This window comes from Bacillus cereus group sp. BfR-BA-01331, assembly GCF_022663915.1.
GTDB classification, from domain to species: domain Bacteria; phylum Bacillota; class Bacilli; order Bacillales; family Bacillaceae_G; genus Bacillus_A; species Bacillus_A mycoides.
Genome location: NZ_JAKUGJ010000002.1, coordinates 65,329 through 88,955, shown reverse-complemented (window position 1 = coordinate 88,955; position 23,627 = coordinate 65,329). Strand labels below are relative to the sequence as shown.

Below are 23,627 nucleotides of genomic sequence, written 5' to 3'. Positions count from 1 at the left end.
ATACTCGTTTTTTATTGTTTGTTTTACGTTTCTCGGAACGATTACATTTAATCAAGTGTACCTTTTACTTCATTTCTTGTTTGAAAATATTATCTTCGACATAAATATGTTCTTTATCTACAGCAGTGCTATGAGAGAGTACTAAACCGATTGGTGTTTCAGTACCTTTATTTTGAACAATTGTAAAAGGAATATTTTTTTCAGTTGCTAATTTAATGTATTTTGATAAATGTGGGTAAGCAATGCTTCCATTTAGGAATAGTTGTAATGATTGAGAAGAACGTATGTTACCCGTTACTTCTGTATACACATTACTTTGCATTACTTGACCGATTGTTAAAGCGATTTCTACACGCTCACGTAATGTAGTTAAGTACATATTACGTTCTTCTGGTTTGTTTTGCTTTTGGCCATATATGCCTTCTTGGAGATAGTCTTCCACATTTTTATTTACCATATTTTTCACACCTTTCACTTCTTATTGTACGCAAGAATTAAAAAGGATGCAAAAAAAAGTAGTTTTGAACAGGAAAATAATTAAAAAAATGAGAAGAGAAAAGGGATATATGAATAAAACTTATTTAAATAAGAAAGGAAAAATAAATTTTATCAACAGAAATTAACAAAATGTGACAACAATCTATTAACGAAATGTATTTTTTGTGTTAATATTCAAAATATAAAGGGTATTCGTCGTATGGAAATGGAGGGAATGGAGGTTTTTCCAATCGATAAGGATATTAAAGAAGTATTTTGTTCGCACTTGAAAAACAACAGGCACCAATTCGTAGAGAACTGGAAAAACAAAATGATAATTTCCGAAAAAGATCCATTTAAACAAGAGGTAGTTCAAAATGGAGCGAATTTATTAGAGTTAATTATCGAACTCATTATGGAAGATAAAGACATTAATTATCTTCAGCCATTATGTGAGAAAATTGCCATTGAGCGTGCAGGGGCAGATGCGAATATTGGAGATTTTGTTTACAATGCAAATGTGGGAAGAAATGAACTTTTTGAAGCAATGTGCGAATTGGATGTAAGTGCTCGTGAACTGAAACCGATTATGGCCAAAATACATACTTGTTTTGACAAATTAATTTATTATACCGTTTTAAAATACTCAGAAATTATATCGAGAAATTTAGAAGAAAAACAGCAATATATAAATGAAACACATAAAGAAAGGCTTACGATTCTAGGGCAAATGTCGGCTAGTTTTGTGCATGAATTTCGTAATCCGCTAACTTCGATTATGGGATTTGTAAAGTTATTGAAGACAGATCACCCTAATCTATCATATTTAGATATTATTTCACATGAATTAGATCAATTAAATTTTAGGATTTCGCAATTTTTACTTGTATCGAAAAAAGAAATGTGGAATGAATCTGAACGTTTTTGGGTAAATGACTTATTTCAAGATATTATACAATTCTTATATCCAAGTTTAGTTAATGCAAATGTTTTGATTGAAAAGAATTTGCCGTATCCTATTCCACTCGTTGGTTACCGGAGTGAAGTGAAGCAAGTAGTTTTAAATATTTTAATGAATTCGATTGATGCTCTTGAATCGGTGAAAGAAGAGCGGAAAATTATCATTGATGTATTTGAAGAAGATCAGGCTGTTCGCATTGTTATAAAAAATAATGGACCTATGATTCCAGCAGACAATGTAGAGACCATTTTTGAGCCATTTGTAACTACTAAAAAGCTAGGAACTGGTATTGGACTATTTGTATGTAAACAAATTGTAGAAAAACATAACGGATCCATATTGTGTCGTTCGGATAACGATTGGACAGAATTTCAAATTACGTTTCAAAAGTAAACAGTCTACACCATACGAATGGTGTAGACTGTTTTAATTTGTAAGTATAACGGTCTCTAATTTTGGATCCTCAGTTGAATAACCAACTATTGAAATTGTGTAAATTGTATTTGGTTCAACGTTGAATTTTGGAATGGTTAATAATACTTTTTTTGTATCAGCAAGTGAAACTTCAATATCTGCTGTACCAGGGCTAACTTGTAAAAAATCTGTTATTTGCTTAAAGAGTACATTTTCAAATAAATGATCCCCATCTTTTAAATTTACATTTACAACTGGAGTGTCTGGTGAAAAATGTGCAAACCGTATTTTTGCTTGACCAGATGGTAAATGAGTATTATCAAGAATGGGTTGTAATTGGAGATGATTATCGCTATTGACCGCTGCAAGGGTATAAGTGTGATTCCCCATTATCGGTACTAATGCTGAAAATATTGGAGTTTCGTTTCCGACAGGGACAATATCAATACGGTATTTACCTTGCACTAATGATAAATACGGACTGAATTGTTTAAAAGAAATATTTTTAATAACCTTTTGTCCGTTTATTATAATATCAACTGCTGGTGTATGGGGAGCTGTGTGGAAGATTCTCATATGTGACGGTAAAGTCGCTTCTTGTGAATCTCTCTTTTCATATGCTTGTACAAGTTTTGTAATTGCATCATAGTATTTCATATAGAGTTCTACATATCTTTTAGGATTGCTATATTGATAGTAACGAGCGAGCTGTTCGTAACGTGCAGCTTCTTGGCCGTATTTTTCAATTTCGGATTGAGTCATGAACATTCCTCCTTTATCATCATTACAAATATATGCGAAGCTAGAAAGAGGTTATGCAAAAAACTTGCCTTTCTAGAAAGAAAAGTTAAAATGGGGATTTTTTTATTTATAGGCAAACACACATACAAATCGATAATTGTCCTACATAAATTATAAAGGAAAGGTAGTTTGACTTTGATGGAAGGAGTGGAACCATTGGGATGGGGATATCCCCATAGTTATTTGGAATGAAGTTATGGAGGATTTGGTGCTATAGGCTGTGGGACGAATTATGGATTTGTATTATGAGTATTGCTATTAATTTTAGTGATGCGTTGGATAAGGTAATACCGATAAAAGAGCGTCGTGCCGAACTGATTAATGTGGTTAATCGGTTCTTTTTTTATTGTTCTAAACAGGTGGTACTATTTGTTAAGAAATAGTTACGATAAATGAGGCGGAGTAAAATGTCGAATTTTGTTTGAAAATATGCAATATAAAGTAGGATAATAGGAAGGAGAATAACGGGAGTTCCGTCGAAGTTTACACAATGTCAGCAATTGAGGGAAGTTGATATTATATTAAAAAAATATTCAATTTGCTGTTATCTTAAATTAGGAAGGGGTATTTAAGCGTACAGGTAAGGTTGGTCTTCATTTTTAGTTCTGAATTTTCTGTTTTCGAAATAATATTTAGCAATCATTTGTATATTTTATAATAGTTTTTTGATAAATTCACTGCTTTTGCAGAGGATTCTTTTTTATGAAAGAAACGTCAATTTTCTTCATATACATATACAAATTGGAGAAATGGGGGAGCGCTATGCGCGATTACTTAATTAAACCACTTGTTGGTCAGCCATATCCGATGATTTCACATGGAAAAGGTGTGTATTTGTATGATCAAAACGGAAATAAATATTTTGATGGTTCGTCTGGAGCGATTACGGCAGGTATTGGACATGGCGTAGCAGAGATAGCAGAAGTTATTAAAAAACAGGCAGAGGAGATCGCTTTCGTTTATAGATCACAGTTTACGAGTGAACCAGCTGAAAAATTAGCGAAGAAGTTAAGTGATTTATGTGTAGGAGATTTGAACTGGAGCTTTTTTGTGAATAGTGGTACGGAAGCAAATGAAACAGCTATGAAAATCGCAATTCAGCATTTTCAGGAGCGTGGCATTCAAGGGAAACATAAAATTTTGTCACGGTGGATGAGCTATCACGGGATTACAATGGGAGCTTTATCTATGTCTGGGCATCCACTGCGCAGACAACGTTTCGTTTCTATTTTGGAAGATTATCCGACTATTCCAGCTCCATACTGTTTTAGATGTCCTGTACAAAAGGTATATCCAACATGTCAACTTTCTTGTGCGACTGAACTAGAAAGAGCGATTGATCGAATTGGTGCAGAACATATTGCAGCTTTTATTGCTGAACCGATTATCGGAGCTGCTGGAGGCGCGGTTGTTCCGCCGAAAGAATACTATAAAGTAATTAAAGATATTTGTAGTCATTACGATATATTATTTATTGCGGATGAAGTAATGACTGGACTTGGTCGTACTGGTGCATGGTTTGCTATGGAGCACTGGGGTGTAGAACCGGATATTATGACGCTTGGTAAGGGGCTAGGAGCGGGTTATACACCAATGGCAGCGACAATAGTAAGTGACCGTGTTATGGAGCCGATTTTACATGGATCACGTTCTGTAATGAGCGGGCATACGCTTAGTGCAAATCCATTGTCTGCAGCAACGGCTTTAGCTGTTATTGAATATATGGAGAAACATAATTTACCTGAAAAAACAGCAGAAAAGGGAGAGTATTTATTAAAAGGTTTGCAGAAAGTTCAGCAACAATCGACAATCATTGCCGATGTGCGTGGAAAAGGATTGCTAATTGGAATAGAATTGCAACCGTTTACAAAAGCATCGGAGCTTATTTCAGTTGCTGCTAAAAATGGACTTCTCTTATACCAAGCTGTTTCAGGGCAAGCAGGAAAAGAGGATAGTGCACTGCTTGTTGCACCACCAATGACAACTACATATTCCGAGTTAGATGAATTACTTTCAATTTTTGTAAAGAGCGTGGAAGAGATGATGCAAAAAGGAGGGCATAGTATCGCATGACAACTATTACAAATACATTCGGTAAATTAAAAGAAATAGAGGAAGTAATTTCTTTGTTCCATGATGATATGACATTAATGTTTGGGGGATTTGGAGGAATCGGATCCCCTCCATCTTTAATTCAAGCTGTTTTAGATAAAGGCATTACAAATTTAAATTTAATAGGAAATGATACTGGATTTCCTGATGTAGGAATCGGTCGTCTTGTTACGAATGAAAGAGTTAAATCTTTAGTTACTTCTCATATTGGGTCAAATCCAAATGCGGGAAGACAATTAAATGAAGGAAGATTGCAAATTGAATTCTCTCCGCAAGGAACACTCGCAGAGCGTATTCGCGCTGGTGGTGTAGGGCTTGGTGGTATTTTAGTTGACGTTGGTGTTGATACGATTGTAGAAGAAGGAAAGCGCACAGTTGAAATGAATGGAAAGACATATTTAGTTGAAACAGCTTTAACGGCTGAAGTCGCAATTGTATATGCGAAAAAGGCGGATCCATTTGGAAATCTTGTATTTGATAAAAGCGCTCGTAATATGAATCCTCACGTAGCTATGGCTGGTGACATAACGATTGTAGAAGCAGAAGAAATTGTTCCACTTGGAAGTTTAGATCCAGAAGAAATTGTCGTCCCAGGTGTATTTGTAAATTATATCGTGCCATCGGAAGGAGTGAATTGGAAATGGGTATGGGCGTAGAAGTAAGAGATAAGATTGCAAGACGTGCAGCGAAAGAAATTCAGAATGGTATGCTTGTAAATTTAGGTATTGGAATTCCATCGCTTGTACCGAATCATTTGCCAGAAGATATGAATGTTATGTTTCATGCAGAAAACGGTATTGTTGGTATGGGACCAACGCCAAGTAAAGGGAATGAAGATGAGAATTTATGTAACGCAGCTGGTTTACCAACATCTCTTATTACAGGAGCAAGTTATTTTGATAGCTGCATGGCGTTTGGCATGATTCGAAAAGGATTACTTGATGTTACGATACTTGGTTCGTTACAAGTAAGTGAAAATGGTGATTTAGCGAACTGGATTGTACCAGGAAAACGCGTTCCAGGTATTGGAGGAGCGATGGATTTAGCGCAAAAAGCGAAGCGGGTCGTTGTTGTGATGAATCATGTTGATAAATACGGAAATGCAAAGATTGTTTCGGAATGTACATTGCCATTAACTTCGAAAAAATGTGTAGATTTAATTATTACAGACATGGCTGTCATGGAAGTGACCCAAAGAGGACTTGTCTTACAAGAATTAATGAGTCCATATACTGTAGAAGATGTAAAACGACATACGACAGCTGATTTTCATATAAGCTCAAATTTACTAGTAATTGAATGAGGGGAGTTGTAATATATGGAGCAATTAAAAAAACAAGTTTGTGATTATATTGAGGGTCATGAAGAAGAGAGTGTAAAATTTTTAACACGATTAATTCAAGAAAAGAGCGTATCTGGTGATGAAAGTGGTGCGCAGGCAATTGTTATTGAAAAGTTGCGTGAGTTAGGTCTAGATCTTGATATTTGGGAGCCTGCTTTTAATGAAATGAAAGATCACCCTTATTTCGTATCACCTCGTATAAGTTTTACAGATAGCCCGAACATTGTAGCGACTTTAAAAGGAAGTGGCGAAGGGAAATCTATGATTTTAAACGGGCATATTGATGTCGTGCCAGAAGGGGATGTAAATCAGTGGGACCATCATCCATATAGTGGAGAGAAAATAGGAAACCGCATATATGGACGTGGAACAACAGATATGAAAGGCGGCAATGTCTCACTTATGCTTGCGATGGAAGCGATTATTGAATCTGGTATTGAACTAAAAGGTGATATACATTTTCAAAGTGTAATAGAAGAAGAGAGCGGTGGGGCAGGAACATTAGCTGCTATTTTACGAGGATATAAGGCAGATGGCGTTATTATTCCTGAGCCGACGAATATGAAGTTTTTTCCGAAACAACAAGGATCAATGTGGTTTCGTCTACATATAAAAGGAAAAGCAGCACACGGTGGTACACGTTATGAGGGAGTAAGTGCAATTGAAAAAAGTATGTTTGTTGTAGAGCATTTGAGAAAATTAGAAGAGAAGAGAAATGGTAGAATTACAGATCCGTTATTTAAGGGGATTCCGATTCCAATTCCAATTAACGTTGGGAAAATTGAAGGGGGAAGCTGGCCAAGTTCTGTTCCCGATTCATTAATTTTAGAAGGAAGATGTGGTATTGCGCCGAATGAGACTATAGAGGCAGCAAAAGAAGAGTTTGAGGGCTGGATTGGTGAATTAAAAGATGTGGATAGTTGGTTTGTAAAAAATCCTGTAGAAGTAGAATGGTTTGGGGCTAGATGGGTTCCTGGTGAACTAGAAGAAAATCATCCACTTATTACAACGCTTCAACATAACTTTGTTGAAATCGAAGGGAACGAGCCGATTATAGAAGCTTCGCCATGGGGAACAGATGGAGGTTTGTTCACACAAATCGCTAACGTACCCACGATAGTATTTGGTCCAGGAGAGACGAAAGTAGCACACTATCCAAACGAATATATAGAAGTTGATAAAATGATTGCTGCCGCAAAAATAATTGCATGTACATTACTAGATTGGTGTGAGGTGAAAAAATGAAATACTATGAATCTTTTAGTGAACAGACAAAGCATTATACAGTAGAAGGGGTTTTAGATTATTTTAATAAACGTATTAGAGTTGATCACTATACAGGAAATGTTGAAAGCATCATACAAACAATCGATGAATTAGCAAAGAAACATTCTTTCACTAAATGTATTATTAAAGGAAAGGGAGAGCATGTTTCAACATGGCTCTCTTTCGGTTTCTTACTGGAAGCAACGATACCTCATTATTTTCAAGGGCACGATGCGCACTTCTTCGTGAAATATCATAATGATGAAAGACGAAATAGTATTCATTGGACTGAGGAAGATACTATTTTAAGTGGTGTAAAAGAAAAAGAAGTGAAAGAAAAAATAGTCCCAGAGGAATTTGTGTTAAGAAAAGCGACAGAAGAGGATGCGGAAGAATTAGCAATTGTCTTTGGAAAAGTATTTGAAGTTTATCCGACACCTTTAAATGATAGGAATTATGTAAAGCAGACGATGAAGGAAGACGATACAATTTACTATGTTTATGAATTCGAGGGGAAAATTATTAGTACAGCATCTGCTGAAATGAACGTGAAAGAAGGTAATGCAGAATTAACGAATTGTGCTACATTACCTGAATATCGAAAACATGGTTTCATGAAAAGTCTGTTAATTAAATTGGAGGAAGAGCTCCAAGAAAAATCTATTTTTTGTTCTTATACAATTGCTCGCTCGCTATCTTTCGGTATGAATGCAGCCTTTCATCAATTAGGCTATACATATACGGGAAGGCTTGCGAATAATTGCTATATTTTTGATAAGTTGGAAGATATGAATATATGGGTGAAAGATTTATCCAGCTATTCGAAAGCAGTAAGACTCCCGCCTCAAAATTCGGCTGTAAAGCAAAGAAGTTAGGTGGGAGTCGGGTGAATAATCAGTGGGGTGAATAAAGCCCCACTGATTAAAGTGTCACTTAACCATAAATAAGCAATAAAAATATATACACATTTCATCAAAATAGTAGAACGGAATCGTCATGCTTATAATCGCACAGAGGGTGCCGAAAATTCGGCGATGAATTTGCTGGATTTTCGGCAAAAGGGGGGATGACATTGCTAGCAGTTTCGACACAGGAAGTCATTGAAGCGATTTTGGGCAGTATAGATGAGGCCATACATGCAGTAGATGAAAATGGGATTACAATCTTTTATAATACAGTTGCTGCAAAACATGATGGATCTAAAATTGAAAATGTACTAGGAAAGCATTTATTAGAAGCATTCCCGTCATTATCCAGAGAAACAAGTACGTTGATGAAAGTATTAGATACAAAAAAATCAATCGTACACCAAGTTCAACATTACCAAAATTTAAATGGGGAAGACGTTTGTACAGTCAATACAACGTTACCTATTTTAATAGATGGAAATATTGCTGGTGCTGTAGAAATTGCGAAAGATTATTCTACTATTCAAAAGCTTACTGATACGATTGTAGATCTACAATCGAAAATAAAACGATCGACTAGCAAAAAAACGGTGAAAAAGCATGTTGCATTCGAGACAATTGTAACTGATGATTCCCGCTTTAAACAGACGAAAGAGTTAGCACAAAAAGTAGCGCCAACCGATGCGAATGTTTTAATATATGGTGAAACTGGAACGGGGAAAGAGCTATTTGTGCAAGCGATTCATGAAGCTTCTAAACGAAAAAATAAGCCGTTTATTGCACAAAACTGTGCAGCTTTGCCAGAGTCGCTATTAGAAAGTTTGCTGTTTGGCACGACAAAAGGTAGTTATACAGGGGCAATCGAACGGGCAGGATTATTTGAACTTGTAGATGGAGGGACATTATTTTTAGATGAACTGAATTCAATGCCGCTTGATTTACAAGCAAAAATGCTACGTGTATTAGAAGATGGAGTTATTCGTCGCATTGGTGATAATAAGACGAGAAAAGTAGATGTTCGCGTTATTACTGCAATGAATCAGCCTCCAGAAGTATGTTTAAGAGAAAATAAAATTCGCACTGATTTATACTATCGATTAAATGTGTTTTCATTATATATCCCGCCGCTTCGCGAAAGAACTGAGGATGTACTGTTATTAGCGTCTTACTTTTTGAAAGAATATAATAAAAGTTATAAAAAAGGTGTACTTCAAATTGATAAGGAAGCGAAAGAAAGATTACAAGCTTATCAATGGCCTGGAAATGTTCGTGAGTTAAAGCATACGATTGAACATGCCGTCATTATTACAGAAGGGAATTCGTTAACAGCAAATTGCTTGCCAAGAACATTTCGGAAAGAGAAAATTCAGGAGAAGAAAAGTATATTACCACTTAGGGAAGCTCTACATCAAACGGAAAAAGAATTAATAGATCAAGCGTTAATTGAAACGGAAGGTAATATTTTGCAAGCAGCAAAAATGTTAGGTATTCCGCGTCAAACGCTTCAATATAAACTGAGCAAGTACGACAAAACCGCCGAATAATCGGCGGTTTTTGTGCGTTTGCACCAATAAAAGAGCGTTTACATATATAACAAGTAATGAATATGATAGTAAATAGCGTTTTAGTACAGCACTTAAAAATATTTATTCTCTTATATAATAGGGTATTTCTCGCATTTACTTATCAAGAATATGAAGTTGGCATAATTATTGCTTATATAAAGGATGAGCGTATAAAAAGGGGGAATAGCAATGTTACATGATGTATACAAACCAAATCGTCACTGGAAGGATATTGAATTATGGAAAGATGTTACAGAAGAACAATGGAATGATTGGGTTTGGCAATTAACGAATACGATCAAAACTTTAGATGATTTAAAGAAAGTAATTAACTTAACACCTGACGAAGAAGAAGGCGTTAAAATTTCAACGAAAACGATCCCGTTAAACATTACACCGTACTATGCTTGGCTAATGAATCCTGATGACCCACGCTGTCCGATTCGGATGCAATCAGTACCGATTTCGGAAGAGTTATATAAAACAAAATATGATTTAGAAGATCCTCTTCATGAAGATGAAGATTCACCAGTTCCAGGATTAACTCATCGTTATCCAGACCGTGTACTATTTTTAGTAACGAATCAATGTTCTATGTATTGTCGTTACTGTACACGTCGTCGTTTTAGTGGACAAATTGGAATGGGCGTACCGAAAAAGCAATTAGATGATGCGATTGCTTATATTAGTGAAACACCACAAGTACGTGACGTTTTAATTTCTGGCGGTGATGGACTTCTAATTAATGATAAAATTTTAGAATATGTATTAAAGAATTTACGAGCAATCCCGCATGTCGAGATTATTCGTATCGGAACGAGAGCACCAGTTGTATTCCCGCAGCGTATTACAGAAAACCTGTGTAACATTATTAAAAAATACCATCCAGTATGGTTAAATACGCATTTTAACACTTCTATTGAGATTACAGAAGAATCGAAACTAGCATGTGAAATGCTTGCAAATGCAGGTGTTCCAATTGGAAACCAAGCTGTAATTTTAGCTGGAATTAATGACAGCGTTCCAATTATGAAAAAACTTATGCATGATTTAGTGAAAATTCGTGTTCGTCCATATTACATTTATCAATGTGATTTATCAGAAGGTATCGGTCATTTCCGTGCACCAGTTTCGAAAGGTCTTGAAATTATTGAAGGCTTACGTGGACATACGTCTGGTTATGCAGTACCAACTTTCGTTGTCGATGCACCGGGCGGAGGCGGAAAAATTGCGCTTCAGCCAAACTATTTAATTTCACAAAGTGCGGATAAAGTTGTTCTTCGTAACTTTGAAGGGGTTATTACAACGTATCCAGAACCGGAAAACTATATCCCAGGAAGAGCAGAAGGCTACTTTAAAGAAATTTATCCGACTTATGAAGAAAAACGTTCTGATATCGGCGTTGCAGGATTGATGAGTGATAAGAAATTTAATCTTGTTCCAGATGATTTACAACGTATGAATCGCCGCAAAGATTATGAAGTCAATGAAACGCATGCTTCTTTAAAAGATAAACGTGATAAGCGTGATCAATTAAAAGATAAAAAATATCAAGCACAAATAGCAAAGTTAGATGATGACAAAAAAAATGAGGGTGACGTAGTATGAATTGTATGTGGTGTGACAGTACAGAAGCGAAAGAAAGCTTGAATACTGTATATTGGGAATTACCAGATGGTACGAAAGCCATTGAAATCCAAGAGACACCATGTATTACTTGTTCCTCATGTGGAATGGACTATCAAGCAGACCATACTGTAAAAGAAATTGAAGATCAGTTGTTTTTAATTTATACGAAAGATTTGCCAAAACAACTAACATACGAAGAGTTAATGGGAAGACCACGTTTATTAAAAAGGAATTATTTCGACTTCTAACCAGCTTTTATGCTGGTTTTTTTCTTTTTTGCCTTGTATAATGTACCCAAGTTAGAAAGGTAGGGAATATTTTTGAAAAAGACATTTTACCATTATATGATGAAGCACCGTGCAGCTTTATTTAAAAATGAAATATCAGATTTAGCAGAGGCGATGTATGATGATTTAAGTTTTCCGAAGCAATCTGAAGACTATGATGTAATTAGTTCATACTTAGAGTTAAGTGGAATGCTAGAAAGTATGTCTATATTTGATGATGCATGGGATTTATATATACAAGAGAGATAACGATATGAAGTTTTAGGGAAATGAAAGCATAATGAATACATTACTTTGAAAGAAGTGAAGTATTCATTATGCTTTTTTATTTACAATACGTCTTGCTGTTAGAACATAAATGAAAAGTGAAAGCTAGTTTAAATACTAGCTTTTTTAAGTTATATACAAATTCTACTTTTTTATTGAAAAAATTTATGAATATAAGCTTCTGTGATAAGCGTTTTTATGTAGGTTGCATATACTGTTATCAAAATCACGACGTTTAAAAAAGGAGAGATATTGATGGCAAGGAAAAAACAACCTAAATATAACGTAGGAGACATAGTCGTGATTACGCTATATGGAACCGTTGGGAAAGTTACAAATATGAAAGTTTTAGATGGAGTTTACGTATACGAAGTAAATAATCACGATGGGTTTTACGTTGAGCAAACTTTGCAGCATGTAACAGAGCAGGAAATGAAAAAGGGCGACACAGAGTGGATTGAATTAAATTATAACTTTACTTTTGGTGATCTCGTGCAAGTAACTGGATATGATAAAGATGTTTTTCGTATTGTTGGTTTTCGTACAGAAGTATGGAGATATAAAAATGATGCATGGGAAGATACTATATATGAATTGTCACGAATTACTGATGGTGAATGGTTAGAAGCTGATGAATCAGATTTAACATTACTTGCCAATGCACAAACGGCAAATGCAATTTTGAAGAAAATGAAGCAAGATAAAGCTGGTATGAATAAATTGGATTTAGGAAAATTGAAGTCGATTAACAATTCGAAAAAAGTAAGTGTAAAGACGAATCGCCAAGAAATTATTGATGGGTTATTAGATATTTATAATGATTATCATTTATTATTCGATACATTTAAAGATGAAGAATATAAAATTGTTATGGATGTTGTTCAAAATTATTTAGTTAAATTGACAGAGAAAAAATAGTTAACTAGAAAGAGAGAATAAATTGAACAACAACATATGCAGTATAAGGTATGCCTACAATTATTAAAAAAATAAAAAGCCATTTAATAAGAGAGTCTGCCCATTGATCTTCATGCATGAACTCTTCTTTTGTTTGCCCTACTTCTTGATCTACTTCATATTGGTATTCCATTATTATTTCCCCCTTTGGATAGCTTGTACTAACATCGTATGCCCTTTACCTACATGATATGACTTATAAAAAAAGAAAAACTATTTTTCTAATCTCATATACATAATTTTGAGATTTTTTCATAAAACAGAAATAAAGGAGTGATGCTCATGAAGGAAATTGAAGTCGTAATTGACACGGAAGAGATTGCGGAGTTTTTTTATGAGCGACTAATTGAAAGAGGGTACGTTCCAAAAAGAGAAGAAATTGAGGACCTTGCAGATATTACATTTGAGTATTTATTAGAGAAATGCATGATTGATGAAGTTTTTGATGAAGAGGAAGATTGAAAGTAACGGCGGGCTTAACTCGTCGTTTTTTACTCTTTACAAACTTGTCACAAATATAGACAAGAATTGTTGGTATAATTAAAAGAAAATTTTATACAAGAGGTGAAGGGATGTTCAAAAAAATTATTGATTCTTTATTAGGAAAGAAAAAACATCGTTCGTATTCAAGTAGTGATTATCGTCATAGAGGGCGCTCATATTCAAGTAGCGATAATAAACGACGTTCATCTGGTTATGGGCATCAGCATTATAAAAGAAAACGTAAAAGCCGTAGTTTCTTTTCAAGTAGCTGATGAAATGGCGTCGTATACTAGCTTTATTTGATAGACCACTGCGAAAAAATACAATCGTTGCAGAGCGTTATAAGATTGAATCAGTAATTGGAATGGGCAGTTATGGGGTTACATATATCGTTAATGATTTGCAAATAAATAAATATAAAGTCTTAAAACAATTAAGGCAAAGTAAACAAAGATATGAGTCTGGTAGAAAATCATTTGAGCAAGAGAAAGTGATTTTACAAACATTAAATCATGCGTCAATTCCTAACCTACATGATCATTTCATATGGGAGAAAAAGAACTTTTTGGTGATGGAGTATATGCCGGGGGAAAATTTCGAAGATTGTATTTTCTTAGATGGCCAAGTATATGATGAACGTGAAGTTTTTGGAATTTTATATGAAGTACTAGGAATTGTTTCGTATTTTCATAGTAAAGGTATCATTCACCGAGATTTACGTATTCCAAACATATTAATGAAAGAAAATCAGATTAGTATTATTGATTTTGGATTGGCTAAATTGAAAGGTGAGGGTGATGAGCGTGCTATAACTTATGAAGGTGAACAAGCTTTGATGCGAGAAGTTCACTTTCGTAGCGATTTTTATGCGCTCGGTCATTTCGTATTATTTTTATTGTATGCTAGTTATGAATCGACTGAAAAAAAGGAAAAACCTTGGTATGAAGAGTTAGCGCTGGAAGAATATAATCGCGACATGCTAATGCGAATGTTACAAATGAAAGCGCCATACTATGAAAATGTACAAGATTTGAAAAAAGATGTAGCTTACGCTTTAGAAAGGATGGAGACTTCATGTTTCAAAAGTTTTTAGCAAGCGTTGGTATTGGTAGTGCAAAAGTAGATACTGTTCTTGAAAAAGATGAGTATACAGTTGGAGAAGAGATAGTAGGGAAGGTTCATATAACTGGAGGTTCAGTTAGCCAAGAAATTGAAAGCATTTACTTAACGTTGTCGACGTCATATGTAAGAGAAGTGGATGATAAAAAAGTAACTGCATCCTATGATTTAGAGCGAGTTCGTTTAACAGATCCATTTTCTGTAGAGCCAAATGAAAAAGTGGAAATTCCATTTTCGTTTTTAATGCCAATTGAAGCACCACTAACACTTGGAATGAAAACGGTTTGGGTTCATACAGGTCTTGATATTAAACGTAGTATTGATCCAAGTGACCGTGATTATATTCAAGTATTGCCGAATGCGCTATTGAACAGTGTATTAAATAGTGTAAATCAATTAGGTTTTAAAGCGCGTCATATAGAATGCGAAGAATTACCGTATCGATTACGTAAGCAAGTTCCATTCGCACAAGAATTTGAGTTTATTCCAGTTTCCGGAGAGTATTATGGGAAATTAGATGAATTAGAATTATTAATTTTGCCAAGTGCCCACGATCGATTAGAAATTATTATGGAAGTAGATAGAAAATCACGTGGATTGGCTGGTTTATTCGCAGAAGCACTTGATCTTGATGAGAAGGTTATTCGCTTTACAGTAACAAACGAAGATATTCCAACGATGCAGCAAAAAATTAACAATAATATTTTTTAATAAACTATGCATAAAAAAGAAATGGGGAGGAAAACTAAAACAACCGCTCCATTTTTTTGCATAGTGAGGTTATGTATGTGAAACGATACCGACATTTATACTTGTTAAGTTGTACACTACTCATTTGTTTTGTCGCACTATCACTTTCGTATCATACCGCTTGTATTGAAAAATTTGATAATGTAGTCGCACACTTTATTCAAAGTTTCCGAAACGAGTATTTGACAACCTATTTTACTTGGGTGTCCTTTATCGGTTCAAAAAGAATATATTTCCCGTTACTCGTTATACTTGTAATGTATTTTCTTCTTAGAAAAAAAATATTAAGTGCATTACTTCTAACAATTAATTATTACGGATCACGTTATTTGAACAGTATGCTCAAACTATGGTATGAACGAGCACGACCTGATGTGACGCAGCTTGTTACAGCAACTGGATATAGCTTTCCGAGCGGTCATACGATGAATGCTACTGCTTTTTTAGGATTTATTGCATACGTCACAATTACAGAAGATCGTATTTCATTGCATAAAAAGTTGCTGATTATTTTTATAGCAAGCTTCGTTGTATTATCTATTTCAGTTAGCCGAATTTATCTTGGCGTGCACTATCCATCTGACATATTAGCCGGATGGGCAGCGGGAGGTAGCTGGCTCGTTTTATGTGTTATATTTCATAAGGCGTTCATTAAAAAAGAACCTATGTCATAATAGGTTCTTTTTGCATGGGCTCCACATGAATATGAGCATGGTAAATCCCGAATTTCTTTCGAAGCATATCTTCAATATTGTCAGTAATACAATGGCTTTCTCTAACATCTATTCGAGCATCTACTTCAATTGTAATATCTACATACGTTTGATTCCCATACATACGAGCGCGAATATCTACAATATGTTCTACACCTGAAATATGCCCGATAGCATCAGCGTATTCATCCATTTTTTCAGGATCAATTCCATCCGTTAGCATATGAGAAGCTTCTACGAAAATTTCCCACGCAGTCTTACAAATAATAAGACCGACAAGTAAAGCAGCAATAGGGTCCAAAATAGGCATTTGGAACTGTGCTCCGACTATACCTACTACTGTACCAATACTTACAAGAGCATCTGATAAATTATCTTTTGCAGCAGCCTCTAATGATTTACTTTTTGTTCGCATTGCAATCTTTTTCGTATACTTGTATACACCGTACATAACGACAGCAGAAAATAAAGCCACCCATGCAGCAAGTACATTAGGTGCTGCTTGTTTCGGATTGAAAAACGATTGAATTGCACTAATAACAACTTCTAATCCGACCGTTGCCATAATAAAGGAAGCAACAAGTGATGCGATTTGTTCTGCACGCGAATGCCCATATGGATGATCTGGGTCACGAGGCTTACGAGAAATTTTCAGGCCAATTAATATTGCTAAAGAAGCACCAATATCCGTTAAGTTATTCAAACCGTCAGCACGTAATGCGCTAGAGAGGGTAATATAACTGATGATGATTTTCATAGAGGATAAAAATATGTAGGCTATAATGCTGACAATAGCACCTTTATCAGCTTCTTTATGAGAAAGAGAATCCATTTTAATCACTCGCCTTTCTACAAGGAATTTCTTTCTATACATAGAGTATCAAACGAAACTCGTGTGGGTCTATACAAACATTGTTGACGTTTTATAGCTTTTTAAGAAGGGGATAACAAAGTTTCGTTAAGGAAAAATATGTTGAAACGTACAAAGTAGAAATTTATCCCGCTATTTGAGGGCAGTAAGACCCCCACCTCAAAATTCAGTTGGAGCAAAGAAGTTAGGTGGGAGTGGGGCTGCCCGTAAACGCCCGATTGGTGAAGGCTAATAATCAGTGGGGGATGAACAAAACCCCCACTGATTAAAGTTTCACTTTATTAAACAAGTAATGATGATTATGGCAAATGGAAAGAGGGCGAGAATAACGATTCTCAAAAATTTTTTCATATATATTTTTCGCAAAATGACTCTTTGTAATTCCTCGTGTGAGTAATATATAAGAAATGATAACAAAATTCTTCAATAAGAAGAGGAGAAAGCATTATAATATTTACTTTCCAGAAAGAGAACAAAGGTAAAGAACAATTTGAAAACGAAAAAACCTCTGATGATTTTTCAGAGGTTTTTCGTTTCTTAGTATGCTTCTAAAAACTCAGTAACTTGCTCTTCCGTTTTTGCATTTGCACTATGTAAGTGACCTAACTTTTCGCCATTTTGATATACAAGTAGGCTTGGAATACCCATTACTTGATACTCTTCAGCAATACTTGGGAACTCATCTTTATTAATAGAATACCATTCAAATTTATTGAACTCTTCCATTACATCTCCGATAAAGTTGTCCATACGCACGCAATCTGGGCACCATGTAGTAAAGAACTTAACAACTACTGGCTCCTCGCTTGCGATGATGTCTTTGAATTCTTGTTCAGCTTTGATTTCTTTCATGTTTGTTTCTCCTTTTTCACTTATAATATTTGGGGTTATTTAGGTGGTGTTTTTGCCTAGAAACGAAAACTTCTAACAAAAGTTTTTCTTTCCGAATAATTCGTTTGCAAATTGATCCACCGCAGTTTCCTGAAGTCCTGGTACAATATGTGAGTAGGTGTCCAAGGTGATACCTACTTTTTTGTGTCCTAATCGTTCACTCACAATCTTCGGATGTATACCTTGCTTTAACATAATCCTCAGATCATGGAACCGAATATCGGGAACCTCACTTTTCTTTATAAGCTTTTTCCAGAGCTGTGTCAAACTTCTGAAACGGCAGACCAAATCGTAGTCATTATAGCTTTCATCATATCGCTCTTTTTCCTCAGAGATTTTTTGCAGATGGTCATTTAGTGCCATTAAAGTAATGGCAGGTAAAATCAGCAATCTCTTTCCATTGTAGACCTAAGATTTCACCTTTACGTATTCCACATGTAATAGCAAGAAGATAAGCGATATAATAACGGTTTTCTTTTGCATGTTCTAAAAAACGAAGATCTTCTTCATCGGTTAAAAAACCAGGGGGGTAACGCTGATTTAGTGAAGAGAGCTCATTATATCACTCTTTCGGAGGAGGTGAGTTAGGATGCGGAAATGGTTAAAGAAACTATTTTCGCAAAAACGCCCACCCTGCATTGTTTGTGAGGAACAAGAAGGTGAGCTTCAATTAAATGAAACTGATAGGATTTGTGAAAATTGTGCTCAAATTATGCATGGAAAAGGTATTGAAAGAGATGGATAGTACCCTTTACACCTTATTCCATATATAAAAAAGCTGGTTAGCTTCTGATTCAAGCGCTATTAAATGATCATTATTAATAGAGTTATTCGTATACATTCTGTTCTTTTGGATGTTAAGAACCGTATAATTCACATCGTTATGTTCATCTGAAAATGTTGATTCATTTAATAATGTCAGTGTTGAGTTGATGTTGTATTTATCAATTCGCTCTTTTTTTCCTTTGAAATATAGTTTGATAAGATGCGGCTCATCATTAATGAGCAAACCGAGTTCAGGTGATGAGCGGACGATTAAATTATCTGATATCCAATGTGATTTTCCTGGATCGAACCAAGAGACGTCGTTGTTTTTAATAAATTTTTTGTACTGCTTTATGACATCGATATAGTTTTGCTTTTTCTTTTGATCAACCGTTTGCACTAATGTTTCGAAACATTCAAAAGGTAGTTCATTTTGATGAAATTTAATAACAGTGTCTCGTAATTGTTTCCAGTAATCAAAAGCTGGTTGGTATTCAGGTTGAGATTTTAGATTTTTTACAAAGTTTGTTTTAGCTGCACTACTTTTCAGTGTGAAGTCTAAAAATTGTGTAAGTCCTACTTTAATTTCTGCCATGTTACACCCCCTTTCCAAACATTACTAATTCGATAATGGAAAGGGAAATCCTGCATTTTTTAAGGATGTGAGCTAGATGCTAGAAAACCAGATGTCCATGCACAATGGCTATGGTAAAGCTGATCCACAGGAGCAAGAAGGTATCATGACAATGTCTATCGATGCCGAAAAGTTACAAGATGATGCCATAAGTCGATTCCAAGCGTACGGGATTTAAAGGTACAACGCAGAAATGCAATCCTGCAGCATCCTGAATACCCGTGGATGCTTGCAAATGTAGACCGATTGATTGTCGGTGAAAAGATTGGCCTTGAATGCGAAAAATCGCCGGAATATTTCAGGAAAGAGTGAGGGTCAAAAGAAGGAAGGTGAACAAAAATGCTATTTGAATAAAAGCTAGTGGACTAGTTTTTAACACTCACTGAAATTAAGAATCATAACATACTTTGTAATAACTTATATGGAAGTGAGTTGAATAATAATGTTTTATTCATATTTTGATACCCGAGATAGAATGCGTCCGTATGGTACGGCGGGTATTACGTATAGCGGAGCACAAACTACAATTCAAGCTGTTCAACAAGCGTTACAAGCACAGCAGCAAATGCAACAAATGCAACAAATACAGCAAGGCATACAACCGTACTATCCATCTATGGAGTATTATTACCCAATGCATCATATTACACCATACGGAATTTCTGTTTCAACAATTCCATATGGAACTGTATACAATTTATAAAAATATGCGGGGGAATACATTTAAGTATTTATATAAGGGCGCAAGTACAGAGCGTCCTTATAAGAAATGATTCGTATCTAGGGAACAATTATAAAATTTTAGATATTGGAATGAGGATGTTACAACCTCATGAGTTATATGCAACGCAAGGATTCTTAAGTGGGGGATATTATTTTTCCAAAATGAAAGGTGACGATAAGAATGATGAGAGCGGAATTTGGCAAAAATTATTGCCAAGCGTTTATAAATTTTGGATGCTTTCCTAAAATGGCAAAGAGTAACTCTTACCTTACTCCTTGTCCATAGAATACACAAAAATTATACGCTTGTACAGGTCGATAATTTACAATAATAATATTTGGATATAATGCTTATAGGTAATTCTAAAGGATGAAAAAGTATTTGTTATAGAGTAAGTGTTGATTTTAAAATGTTTTTAAGAGAATGTTTACAACTCAACGATAATAAAGGAATATTGAAATAACAAAATACGAAATATTGCATATCTCACTGAACAATATAATCTATTCAATAATAATAAAATCGTACAGAGGAGTTTTTTCTGAAAATCCGAGTTGATGAAACTAGATAATTTGTATTACTGATTTAACCATAATATTACATGAGTGCTTTGTTTTTAAAAGTTATACTTTCTCTTCGCTCTGCCTTATGGTGGAGCATTTTTATTTTTGTAATCGCAATAACCTGTCCAAACTTTCCAAGTCTAGCATACATATTATGCAGTAGTAGATTAGAAAGGAGCACTATATATGTCTTGTTATTACTACTGTAAGAATTGTGAGAGTTACCAAAAGAAAAATCATGATTGCTGTAAAAAAAGAAGTGATTATTATAATAAGTACGGTAAAAGATGTGATGACTGTTCTTGCGATCATAAGGAGAATAACCTTGTAAGAGCATCTGCTTTTAGAGCTGTAAATACAGTTAATCAAAACCTTCCAGCTAATACTTTTATTAAAGTATTATTTCAAAATGAACAATTTGATTTAGCGAACGAATATAACCCAGCAACATCAGATTTTACTCCGAAGACTAGAGGAGTTTATTCCGTAATTGGGACGATTGGTTTCTTTCCGAACGATACAAATTTAAATTATAGAGCGCGTGTAGAAGTTCGAGTGAATGGAAATGCGGCAATTGCTATAGATAACGACTTTTTTGGTCCAATAAATTTCGGTAATGTCGTAAGTGTTTCAACAATACTTCAATTACATGCAGGTGATATTGTCGAGATTTTTGCACAAAGTAGTATAGATGGGGTTATTAGTAGTACAGAAGACGGTTCTCATTTTGAGGCTGCAAGATTCCCATCTCCAATTGTATAAATATTAAAAAGGAAAAAAATTATTAACTCTGCTTTTCGGTGGAGTTTTTTAATTTCATAATAGCAATAGCTCGTCCAAACTTTTTAAATTTATTTTGCATAGTATACAACAATAGATTTAGAAAGGGGATATAAATATGTCTTATTATTATTGTAAGCATTGCAATGGCTATAAAAAGACAAAGCATACTTGTTGTAAGAAGAGTACAGATTATTACGATAAGTGTTGTGATAATGAGAAAGATAAACTTGTAAGGGCATCTGCTTTTAGAGCGGTTAGTACAGTAGATCAAAATGTCACTGCAAATACTTTTGTTAAAGTATTATTCCAAAATGAACAGTTTGATTTAGCGGATGAATATAATCCAGTAACATCAGATTTTATTCCGAAGACTAGAGGGGTTTATTCTATTATTGGTACAATCAGCTTTGCACCTAATGATAGTAATACGAATTATAGAGCGCGTGTAGAAATTCGGGTAAATGATAATCCAGCTATAGCGATAGATAATGATTTTTTTGGTCCATCCAATTTTGCAAATGTCGTAGCTGTTTCAACAATACTTCAATTACATGCAGGAGATGTAGTTGAAATTTTTGCTGAGAGTGATGTAGATGGACTGATTATACAAAATGATCCAGGATTTATTAGTACGCATTTTGAAGCTGCAAGATTTCCATCTCCAATAAAATAAAAGACATGTTTGTGATTTATGGACTATTTTTTTAAAAAAGGCTCTACCTTATGGTAGGGCCTTTTAGTTAAAGGTGTTAAATTGGTAATATATTAAAATAAGTTCATAAATACTTGATAAGCAACACCTAGAGTTAATACGATAGCTAACAGTTGTGCTACCCATCTCGGTGCATTTAAATTTAGTAAAAGGGAATGACATATACTAAATGTAATGCCGAGTGTTAAAAGAATTGCGATAAGATATAAAATTAATAGGAATAAAGGTTGCTCTATGGAGCCGAAGTCAATTTTGGATGGATTCATGTAATATTTACCTCGTTTTATATTATTATATTAATATAATAATGAAAAATACAAGGAATTGGAAGAGTAATGTAATAAATACTATAAAAGAAAATTTGAAGTTATGGATGGAGTAGATAAAATAATCTTTGAAAGACTATTCAAAGCCAACATTTGTTTAAGTTTAATATACAAGAACGAATGTTCTTGGTATACTGGAAAATAAAAAAGGTGCGTTTACATGACAAATTTTAGTAATATAATTGAAAAACTAGATGAAATGATTTACAAACCTAATAATCTATTAATTACTAAAAGAAAAGAAGAAAAGCAAAATTCAGAATATGCAGGTGGGGTATTCCATCTAAATAATAGAAGCATCCGATTTAGGGTATCAAAAATTACGCCTAATAAGATGGGACAATTTGTTTCTTTTTGGGAGAAGAATGCCTCCATGAGCAATCAGGCATTTTCTTATGATTCAGCTCCTAACCTTTTAGTTATCACTTGTATAGCGGATAATAAACTAGGACAATTTATTTTTCCAAAAGAGATTCTTCTAAAAGAAAAAATATTAAAAACTCAAAACCAAAAAGGGAAAATGGCTATGAGGGTTTACCCTATTTGGGATAAGCCTGTTAGTAATCAAGCTAAGAAGAGTCAACTGTGGCAACTTCATTATTTTGTCGATTTAAGTGATACTGAAAATGTAGCTACAGATAAATTATTAAACTTATATTCATAGTGCATAATAAGAAAAGAGTTTTTTGGAATATTCAATGTTTTTATAGGTGGATATTTGGAAATGCTAACAGGATAACCCGTTAAGTAAAGAATAAAAAAGGAGCATACAAATAAAGTATGCTCAAAAAAAGATAGGCTTTATGAGTGGAGAATCTCCATACGATAATATATGCTCATTTCATTAATATGTGTAAAATATCAACAAAATATCAATAGAATATCAATTAATGAGTTATTTTAGTTTTTTAGTGAAGTCATGTTTTTGTGAAATGAAAAAAGAGCCGTTTCTTTTGAAAGATGCGGCTCTTTTTATTACTTCGTTATCGTACTGTTCGAAACGATAAATCATAAAATTATACGATTAATAATTTGATAATGATCGGACTTCAGTTATATATTTCTTAAAGTCTGGATATTGAGATACAGTTTTGCAGGTAGGGGTGAGTAGTTGATTAATTAAAGATACATTTGTAATTACTTCGTTACAAGGACCGTAGAATGTAACTTTTAGCTTTGAATTCGGGGGGACTTTGAATACGATAGGGATTTTTTTCATTAAATAAACTCCTTATTTATAGAAGGTTTATGTGTTAATCTTCTTTTGAATGTGAAGACATTTAAATATAATATGTAAATTTAGTGTA

General features: G+C 34.4%; 31 protein-coding genes and 1 pseudogene. 23 read left to right on the top strand and 9 right to left on the bottom strand.

The genetic code is table 11. The annotated features are described in order from the left end of the window. Window positions 1-64: 64 nt before the first annotated feature. Complete coding sequence (locus MR155_RS04680; RefSeq protein WP_219302181.1) at window positions 65-457, bottom strand: YueI family protein; 393 nt, start codon at window positions 455-457, stop codon at window positions 65-67. Between the two features lie 240 nt (window positions 458-697). On the opposite strand from MR155_RS04680, the gene MR155_RS04675 reads away from it, so the two are divergent. Then, the gene (locus MR155_RS04675; RefSeq protein ID WP_337460022.1) at window positions 698-1,831 is read left to right on the top strand and encodes a BA2291 family sporulation histidine kinase; all 1,134 of its coding nucleotides are present in this window, start codon (window positions 698-700) and stop codon (window positions 1,829-1,831) included. Between the two features lie 33 nt (window positions 1,832-1,864). Here MR155_RS04675 and MR155_RS04670 read toward each other — a convergent pair whose 3' ends face one another. Then, on the bottom strand, window positions 1,865-2,614 hold the full coding sequence (locus MR155_RS04670) for a DUF4397 domain-containing protein (RefSeq protein ID WP_002012659.1): 750 nt from the start codon (window positions 2,612-2,614) through the stop codon (window positions 1,865-1,867). A gap of 801 nt (window positions 2,615-3,415) precedes the next feature. Here MR155_RS04670 and MR155_RS04665 point away from each other — a divergent pair. The 10 genes from MR155_RS04665 (at window position 3,416) to MR155_RS04620 (ending at window position 12,947) form a co-directional block, all read left to right on the top strand. After that, a complete protein-coding gene (locus MR155_RS04665) occupies window positions 3,416-4,726 on the top strand; it encodes an aspartate aminotransferase family protein (protein ID WP_002136137.1) in 1,311 nt (436 codons plus the stop codon). Further along, window positions 4,723-5,421 carry an acetate CoA-transferase subunit alpha gene (atoD, locus tag MR155_RS04660; RefSeq protein WP_002085805.1) on the top strand — a complete coding sequence of 233 codons (699 nt, stop codon included), beginning with the start codon at window positions 4,723-4,725 and terminating at the stop codon, window positions 5,419-5,421. Before MR155_RS04665 ends, atoD begins: the two co-directional genes overlap by 4 nt. Beyond that, entirely contained in the window at window positions 5,406-6,068 is a 663-nt protein-coding gene (locus tag MR155_RS04655; protein WP_002127246.1) for a CoA transferase subunit B, read from the top strand. Before atoD ends, MR155_RS04655 begins: the two co-directional genes overlap by 16 nt. A gap of 15 nt (window positions 6,069-6,083) precedes the next feature. Further along, the gene (locus MR155_RS04650; RefSeq protein WP_085310907.1) at window positions 6,084-7,352 is read left to right on the top strand and encodes a peptidase; all 1,269 of its coding nucleotides are present in this window, start codon (window positions 6,084-6,086) and stop codon (window positions 7,350-7,352) included. Continuing rightward, window positions 7,349-8,248 carry a putative beta-lysine N-acetyltransferase gene (gene ablB / locus MR155_RS04645; RefSeq protein WP_219302184.1) on the top strand — a complete coding sequence of 300 codons (900 nt, stop codon included), beginning with the start codon at window positions 7,349-7,351 and terminating at the stop codon, window positions 8,246-8,248. Before MR155_RS04650 ends, ablB begins: the two co-directional genes overlap by 4 nt. 191 nt (window positions 8,249-8,439) lie before the next feature. Next, the gene (gene rocR, locus MR155_RS04640) at window positions 8,440-9,825 is read left to right on the top strand and encodes an arginine utilization transcriptional regulator RocR (RefSeq protein WP_219302185.1); all 1,386 of its coding nucleotides are present in this window, start codon (window positions 8,440-8,442) and stop codon (window positions 9,823-9,825) included. A 210-nt stretch (window positions 9,826-10,035) separates the two neighbouring features. Then, window positions 10,036-11,454 (top strand): lysine 2,3-aminomutase, encoded by a 1,419-nt coding sequence (gene kamA / locus MR155_RS04635; protein ID WP_002012651.1) that lies wholly within the window; start codon window positions 10,036-10,038, stop codon window positions 11,452-11,454. Then, window positions 11,451-11,723: a YokU family protein gene (locus MR155_RS04630; RefSeq protein WP_002085797.1), complete on the top strand. Its 273-nt coding sequence runs from the start codon at window positions 11,451-11,453 to the stop codon at window positions 11,721-11,723. The genes kamA and MR155_RS04630 overlap by 4 nt, the downstream gene beginning before the upstream one ends. Window positions 11,724-11,795: 72 nt before the next feature. After that, on the top strand, window positions 11,796-12,011 hold the full coding sequence (locus tag MR155_RS04625) for a YozE family protein (protein WP_002085796.1): 216 nt from the start codon (window positions 11,796-11,798) through the stop codon (window positions 12,009-12,011). Between the two features lie 273 nt (window positions 12,012-12,284). Continuing rightward, the gene (locus MR155_RS04620; protein ID WP_002012647.1) at window positions 12,285-12,947 is read left to right on the top strand and encodes a hypothetical protein; all 663 of its coding nucleotides are present in this window, start codon (window positions 12,285-12,287) and stop codon (window positions 12,945-12,947) included. A gap of 4 nt (window positions 12,948-12,951) precedes the next feature. Here MR155_RS04620 and MR155_RS04615 read toward each other — a convergent pair whose 3' ends face one another. After that, window positions 12,952-13,119, bottom strand: a complete 168-nt coding sequence (locus MR155_RS04615) for a DUF3930 family protein (protein ID WP_000456534.1) — start codon at window positions 13,117-13,119, stop codon at window positions 12,952-12,954. A gap of 149 nt (window positions 13,120-13,268) precedes the next feature. Between MR155_RS04615 and MR155_RS04610 the strand changes: the two genes are divergently transcribed. The 5 genes from MR155_RS04610 (at window position 13,269) to MR155_RS04590 (ending at window position 16,012) form a co-directional block, all read left to right on the top strand. Further along, on the top strand, window positions 13,269-13,448 hold the full coding sequence (locus MR155_RS04610) for a YozD family protein (protein ID WP_002012644.1): 180 nt from the start codon (window positions 13,269-13,271) through the stop codon (window positions 13,446-13,448). Window positions 13,449-13,558: 110 nt separating this feature from the next. Then, window positions 13,559-13,741, top strand: coding sequence for a hypothetical protein (locus MR155_RS04605; protein ID WP_002141661.1), 183 nt, complete (start codon window positions 13,559-13,561; stop codon window positions 13,739-13,741). Continuing rightward, window positions 13,741-14,562: a serine/threonine protein kinase gene (locus tag MR155_RS04600; RefSeq protein WP_242308425.1), complete on the top strand. Its 822-nt coding sequence runs from the start codon at window positions 13,741-13,743 to the stop codon at window positions 14,560-14,562. The genes MR155_RS04605 and MR155_RS04600 overlap by 1 nt, the downstream gene beginning before the upstream one ends. Beyond that, window positions 14,544-15,299: a sporulation protein gene (locus MR155_RS04595; protein WP_242308414.1), complete on the top strand. Its 756-nt coding sequence runs from the start codon at window positions 14,544-14,546 to the stop codon at window positions 15,297-15,299. Before MR155_RS04600 ends, MR155_RS04595 begins: the two co-directional genes overlap by 19 nt. 77 nt (window positions 15,300-15,376) lie before the next feature. Next, on the top strand, window positions 15,377-16,012 hold the full coding sequence (locus tag MR155_RS04590) for a phosphatase PAP2 family protein (protein WP_242308404.1): 636 nt from the start codon (window positions 15,377-15,379) through the stop codon (window positions 16,010-16,012). On the opposite strand, the gene MR155_RS04585 is transcribed toward MR155_RS04590, so the two are convergent. The 3 genes from MR155_RS04585 to MR155_RS04575 form a co-directional block, all read right to left on the bottom strand. Continuing rightward, window positions 16,002-16,883 carry a cation diffusion facilitator family transporter gene (locus MR155_RS04585; RefSeq protein WP_219302189.1) on the bottom strand — a complete coding sequence of 294 codons (882 nt, stop codon included), beginning with the start codon at window positions 16,881-16,883 and terminating at the stop codon, window positions 16,002-16,004. The two genes, MR155_RS04590 and MR155_RS04585, sit on opposite strands and share 11 nt — an antisense overlap. A 576-nt stretch (window positions 16,884-17,459) precedes the next feature. Next, the gene (locus MR155_RS04580; RefSeq protein ID WP_002012639.1) at window positions 17,460-17,774 is read right to left on the bottom strand and encodes a thioredoxin family protein; all 315 of its coding nucleotides are present in this window, start codon (window positions 17,772-17,774) and stop codon (window positions 17,460-17,462) included. Between the two features lie 72 nt (window positions 17,775-17,846). Beyond that, window positions 17,847-18,203, bottom strand: a complete 357-nt coding sequence (locus MR155_RS04575; protein ID WP_113937808.1) for a site-specific integrase — start codon at window positions 18,201-18,203, stop codon at window positions 17,847-17,849. 199 nt (window positions 18,204-18,402) lie between these two features. Between MR155_RS04575 and MR155_RS04570 the strand changes: the two genes are divergently transcribed. Continuing rightward, window positions 18,403-18,558, top strand: a complete 156-nt coding sequence (locus tag MR155_RS04570) for a hypothetical protein (RefSeq protein WP_219302190.1) — start codon at window positions 18,403-18,405, stop codon at window positions 18,556-18,558. A 6-nt stretch (window positions 18,559-18,564) separates the two neighbouring features. On the opposite strand, the gene MR155_RS04565 is transcribed toward MR155_RS04570, so the two are convergent. Continuing rightward, window positions 18,565-19,173, bottom strand: a complete 609-nt coding sequence (locus MR155_RS04565) for a hypothetical protein (protein WP_219302191.1) — start codon at window positions 19,171-19,173, stop codon at window positions 18,565-18,567. 76 nt (window positions 19,174-19,249) lie between these two features. On the opposite strand from MR155_RS04565, the gene MR155_RS04560 reads away from it, so the two are divergent. The 5 genes and pseudogenes from MR155_RS04560 to MR155_RS04545 all read left to right on the top strand — a co-directional run bounded on the left by MR155_RS04560 (window position 19,250) and on the right by MR155_RS04545 (window position 21,955). Next, window positions 19,250-19,390 (top strand): hypothetical protein, encoded by a 141-nt coding sequence (locus tag MR155_RS04560; protein WP_181777946.1) that lies wholly within the window; start codon window positions 19,250-19,252, stop codon window positions 19,388-19,390. Further along, window positions 19,387-19,521, top strand: a pseudogene (locus MR155_RS32210) (YqaJ viral recombinase family protein); the annotation flags it as partial. The gene MR155_RS04560 and the pseudogene MR155_RS32210, both read left to right, overlap by 4 nt. Before the next feature lie 133 nt (window positions 19,522-19,654). Then, window positions 19,655-19,915 (top strand): DUF3947 family protein, encoded by a 261-nt coding sequence (locus MR155_RS04555; protein ID WP_215574935.1) that lies wholly within the window; start codon window positions 19,655-19,657, stop codon window positions 19,913-19,915. Window positions 19,916-20,685: 770 nt separating this feature from the next. After that, window positions 20,686-21,261, top strand: coding sequence for a C1q-like domain-containing protein (locus MR155_RS04550; protein WP_219302192.1), 576 nt, complete (start codon window positions 20,686-20,688; stop codon window positions 21,259-21,261). Between the two features lie 136 nt (window positions 21,262-21,397). Continuing rightward, window positions 21,398-21,955 carry an ABC transporter permease gene (locus MR155_RS04545; RefSeq protein WP_242308402.1) on the top strand — a complete coding sequence of 186 codons (558 nt, stop codon included), beginning with the start codon at window positions 21,398-21,400 and terminating at the stop codon, window positions 21,953-21,955. 92 nt (window positions 21,956-22,047) lie between these two features. Here MR155_RS04545 and MR155_RS04540 read toward each other — a convergent pair whose 3' ends face one another. After that, window positions 22,048-22,260: a hypothetical protein gene (locus MR155_RS04540; protein ID WP_219302194.1), complete on the bottom strand. Its 213-nt coding sequence runs from the start codon at window positions 22,258-22,260 to the stop codon at window positions 22,048-22,050. A 220-nt stretch (window positions 22,261-22,480) separates the two neighbouring features. On the opposite strand from MR155_RS04540, the gene MR155_RS04535 reads away from it, so the two are divergent. After that, window positions 22,481-22,984 (top strand): MepB family protein, encoded by a 504-nt coding sequence (locus MR155_RS04535; RefSeq protein WP_219302195.1) that lies wholly within the window; start codon window positions 22,481-22,483, stop codon window positions 22,982-22,984. A gap of 360 nt (window positions 22,985-23,344) precedes the next feature. On the opposite strand, the gene MR155_RS04530 is transcribed toward MR155_RS04535, so the two are convergent. After that, window positions 23,345-23,539, bottom strand: coding sequence for a hypothetical protein (locus MR155_RS04530; RefSeq protein ID WP_219302196.1), 195 nt, complete (start codon window positions 23,537-23,539; stop codon window positions 23,345-23,347). Window positions 23,540-23,627 lie beyond the last annotated feature (88 nt).

Excerpts from the sequence above, each read along its gene's own strand:
- MR155_RS04680 (WP_219302181.1), bottom strand. The coding sequence starts at position 457 with ATGGTAAATAAAAATGTGGAAGACTATCTCCAAGAAGGCATATATGGC.
- MR155_RS04675 (WP_337460022.1), top strand. The coding sequence starts at position 698 with ATGGAAATGGAGGGAATGGAGGTTTTTCCAATCGATAAGGATATTAAA.
- MR155_RS04670 (WP_002012659.1), bottom strand. The coding sequence starts at position 2,614 with ATGACTCAATCCGAAATTGAAAAATACGGCCAAGAAGCTGCACGTTAC.
- MR155_RS04665 (WP_002136137.1), top strand. The coding sequence starts at position 3,416 with ATGCGCGATTACTTAATTAAACCACTTGTTGGTCAGCCATATCCGATG.
- atoD (WP_002085805.1), top strand. The coding sequence starts at position 4,723 with ATGACAACTATTACAAATACATTCGGTAAATTAAAAGAAATAGAGGAA.
- MR155_RS04655 (WP_002127246.1), top strand. The coding sequence starts at position 5,406 with ATGGGTATGGGCGTAGAAGTAAGAGATAAGATTGCAAGACGTGCAGCG.
- MR155_RS04650 (WP_085310907.1), top strand. The coding sequence starts at position 6,084 with ATGGAGCAATTAAAAAAACAAGTTTGTGATTATATTGAGGGTCATGAA.
- ablB (WP_219302184.1), top strand. The coding sequence starts at position 7,349 with ATGAAATACTATGAATCTTTTAGTGAACAGACAAAGCATTATACAGTA.
- rocR (WP_219302185.1), top strand. The coding sequence starts at position 8,440 with ATGACATTGCTAGCAGTTTCGACACAGGAAGTCATTGAAGCGATTTTG.
- kamA (WP_002012651.1), top strand. The coding sequence starts at position 10,036 with ATGTTACATGATGTATACAAACCAAATCGTCACTGGAAGGATATTGAA.
- MR155_RS04630 (WP_002085797.1), top strand. The coding sequence starts at position 11,451 with ATGAATTGTATGTGGTGTGACAGTACAGAAGCGAAAGAAAGCTTGAAT.
- MR155_RS04620 (WP_002012647.1), top strand. The coding sequence starts at position 12,285 with ATGGCAAGGAAAAAACAACCTAAATATAACGTAGGAGACATAGTCGTG.
- MR155_RS04615 (WP_000456534.1), bottom strand. The coding sequence starts at position 13,119 with ATGGAATACCAATATGAAGTAGATCAAGAAGTAGGGCAAACAAAAGAA.
- MR155_RS04610 (WP_002012644.1), top strand. The coding sequence starts at position 13,269 with ATGAAGGAAATTGAAGTCGTAATTGACACGGAAGAGATTGCGGAGTTT.
- MR155_RS04605 (WP_002141661.1), top strand. The coding sequence starts at position 13,559 with ATGTTCAAAAAAATTATTGATTCTTTATTAGGAAAGAAAAAACATCGT.
- MR155_RS04600 (WP_242308425.1), top strand. The coding sequence starts at position 13,741 with ATGAAATGGCGTCGTATACTAGCTTTATTTGATAGACCACTGCGAAAA.
- MR155_RS04595 (WP_242308414.1), top strand. The coding sequence starts at position 14,544 with ATGTTTCAAAAGTTTTTAGCAAGCGTTGGTATTGGTAGTGCAAAAGTA.
- MR155_RS04585 (WP_219302189.1), bottom strand. The coding sequence starts at position 16,883 with ATGGATTCTCTTTCTCATAAAGAAGCTGATAAAGGTGCTATTGTCAGC.
- MR155_RS04580 (WP_002012639.1), bottom strand. The coding sequence starts at position 17,774 with ATGAAAGAAATCAAAGCTGAACAAGAATTCAAAGACATCATCGCAAGC.
- MR155_RS04570 (WP_219302190.1), top strand. The coding sequence starts at position 18,403 with ATGCGGAAATGGTTAAAGAAACTATTTTCGCAAAAACGCCCACCCTGC.
- MR155_RS04565 (WP_219302191.1), bottom strand. The coding sequence starts at position 19,173 with ATGGCAGAAATTAAAGTAGGACTTACACAATTTTTAGACTTCACACTG.
- MR155_RS04560 (WP_181777946.1), top strand. The coding sequence starts at position 19,250 with ATGCTAGAAAACCAGATGTCCATGCACAATGGCTATGGTAAAGCTGAT.
- MR155_RS04555 (WP_215574935.1), top strand. The coding sequence starts at position 19,655 with ATGTTTTATTCATATTTTGATACCCGAGATAGAATGCGTCCGTATGGT.
- MR155_RS04550 (WP_219302192.1), top strand. The coding sequence starts at position 20,686 with ATGTCTTGTTATTACTACTGTAAGAATTGTGAGAGTTACCAAAAGAAA.
- MR155_RS04545 (WP_242308402.1), top strand. The coding sequence starts at position 21,398 with ATGTCTTATTATTATTGTAAGCATTGCAATGGCTATAAAAAGACAAAG.
- MR155_RS04540 (WP_219302194.1), bottom strand. The coding sequence starts at position 22,260 with ATGAATCCATCCAAAATTGACTTCGGCTCCATAGAGCAACCTTTATTC.
- MR155_RS04535 (WP_219302195.1), top strand. The coding sequence starts at position 22,481 with ATGACAAATTTTAGTAATATAATTGAAAAACTAGATGAAATGATTTAC.
- MR155_RS04530 (WP_219302196.1), bottom strand. The coding sequence starts at position 23,539 with ATGAAAAAAATCCCTATCGTATTCAAAGTCCCCCCGAATTCAAAGCTA.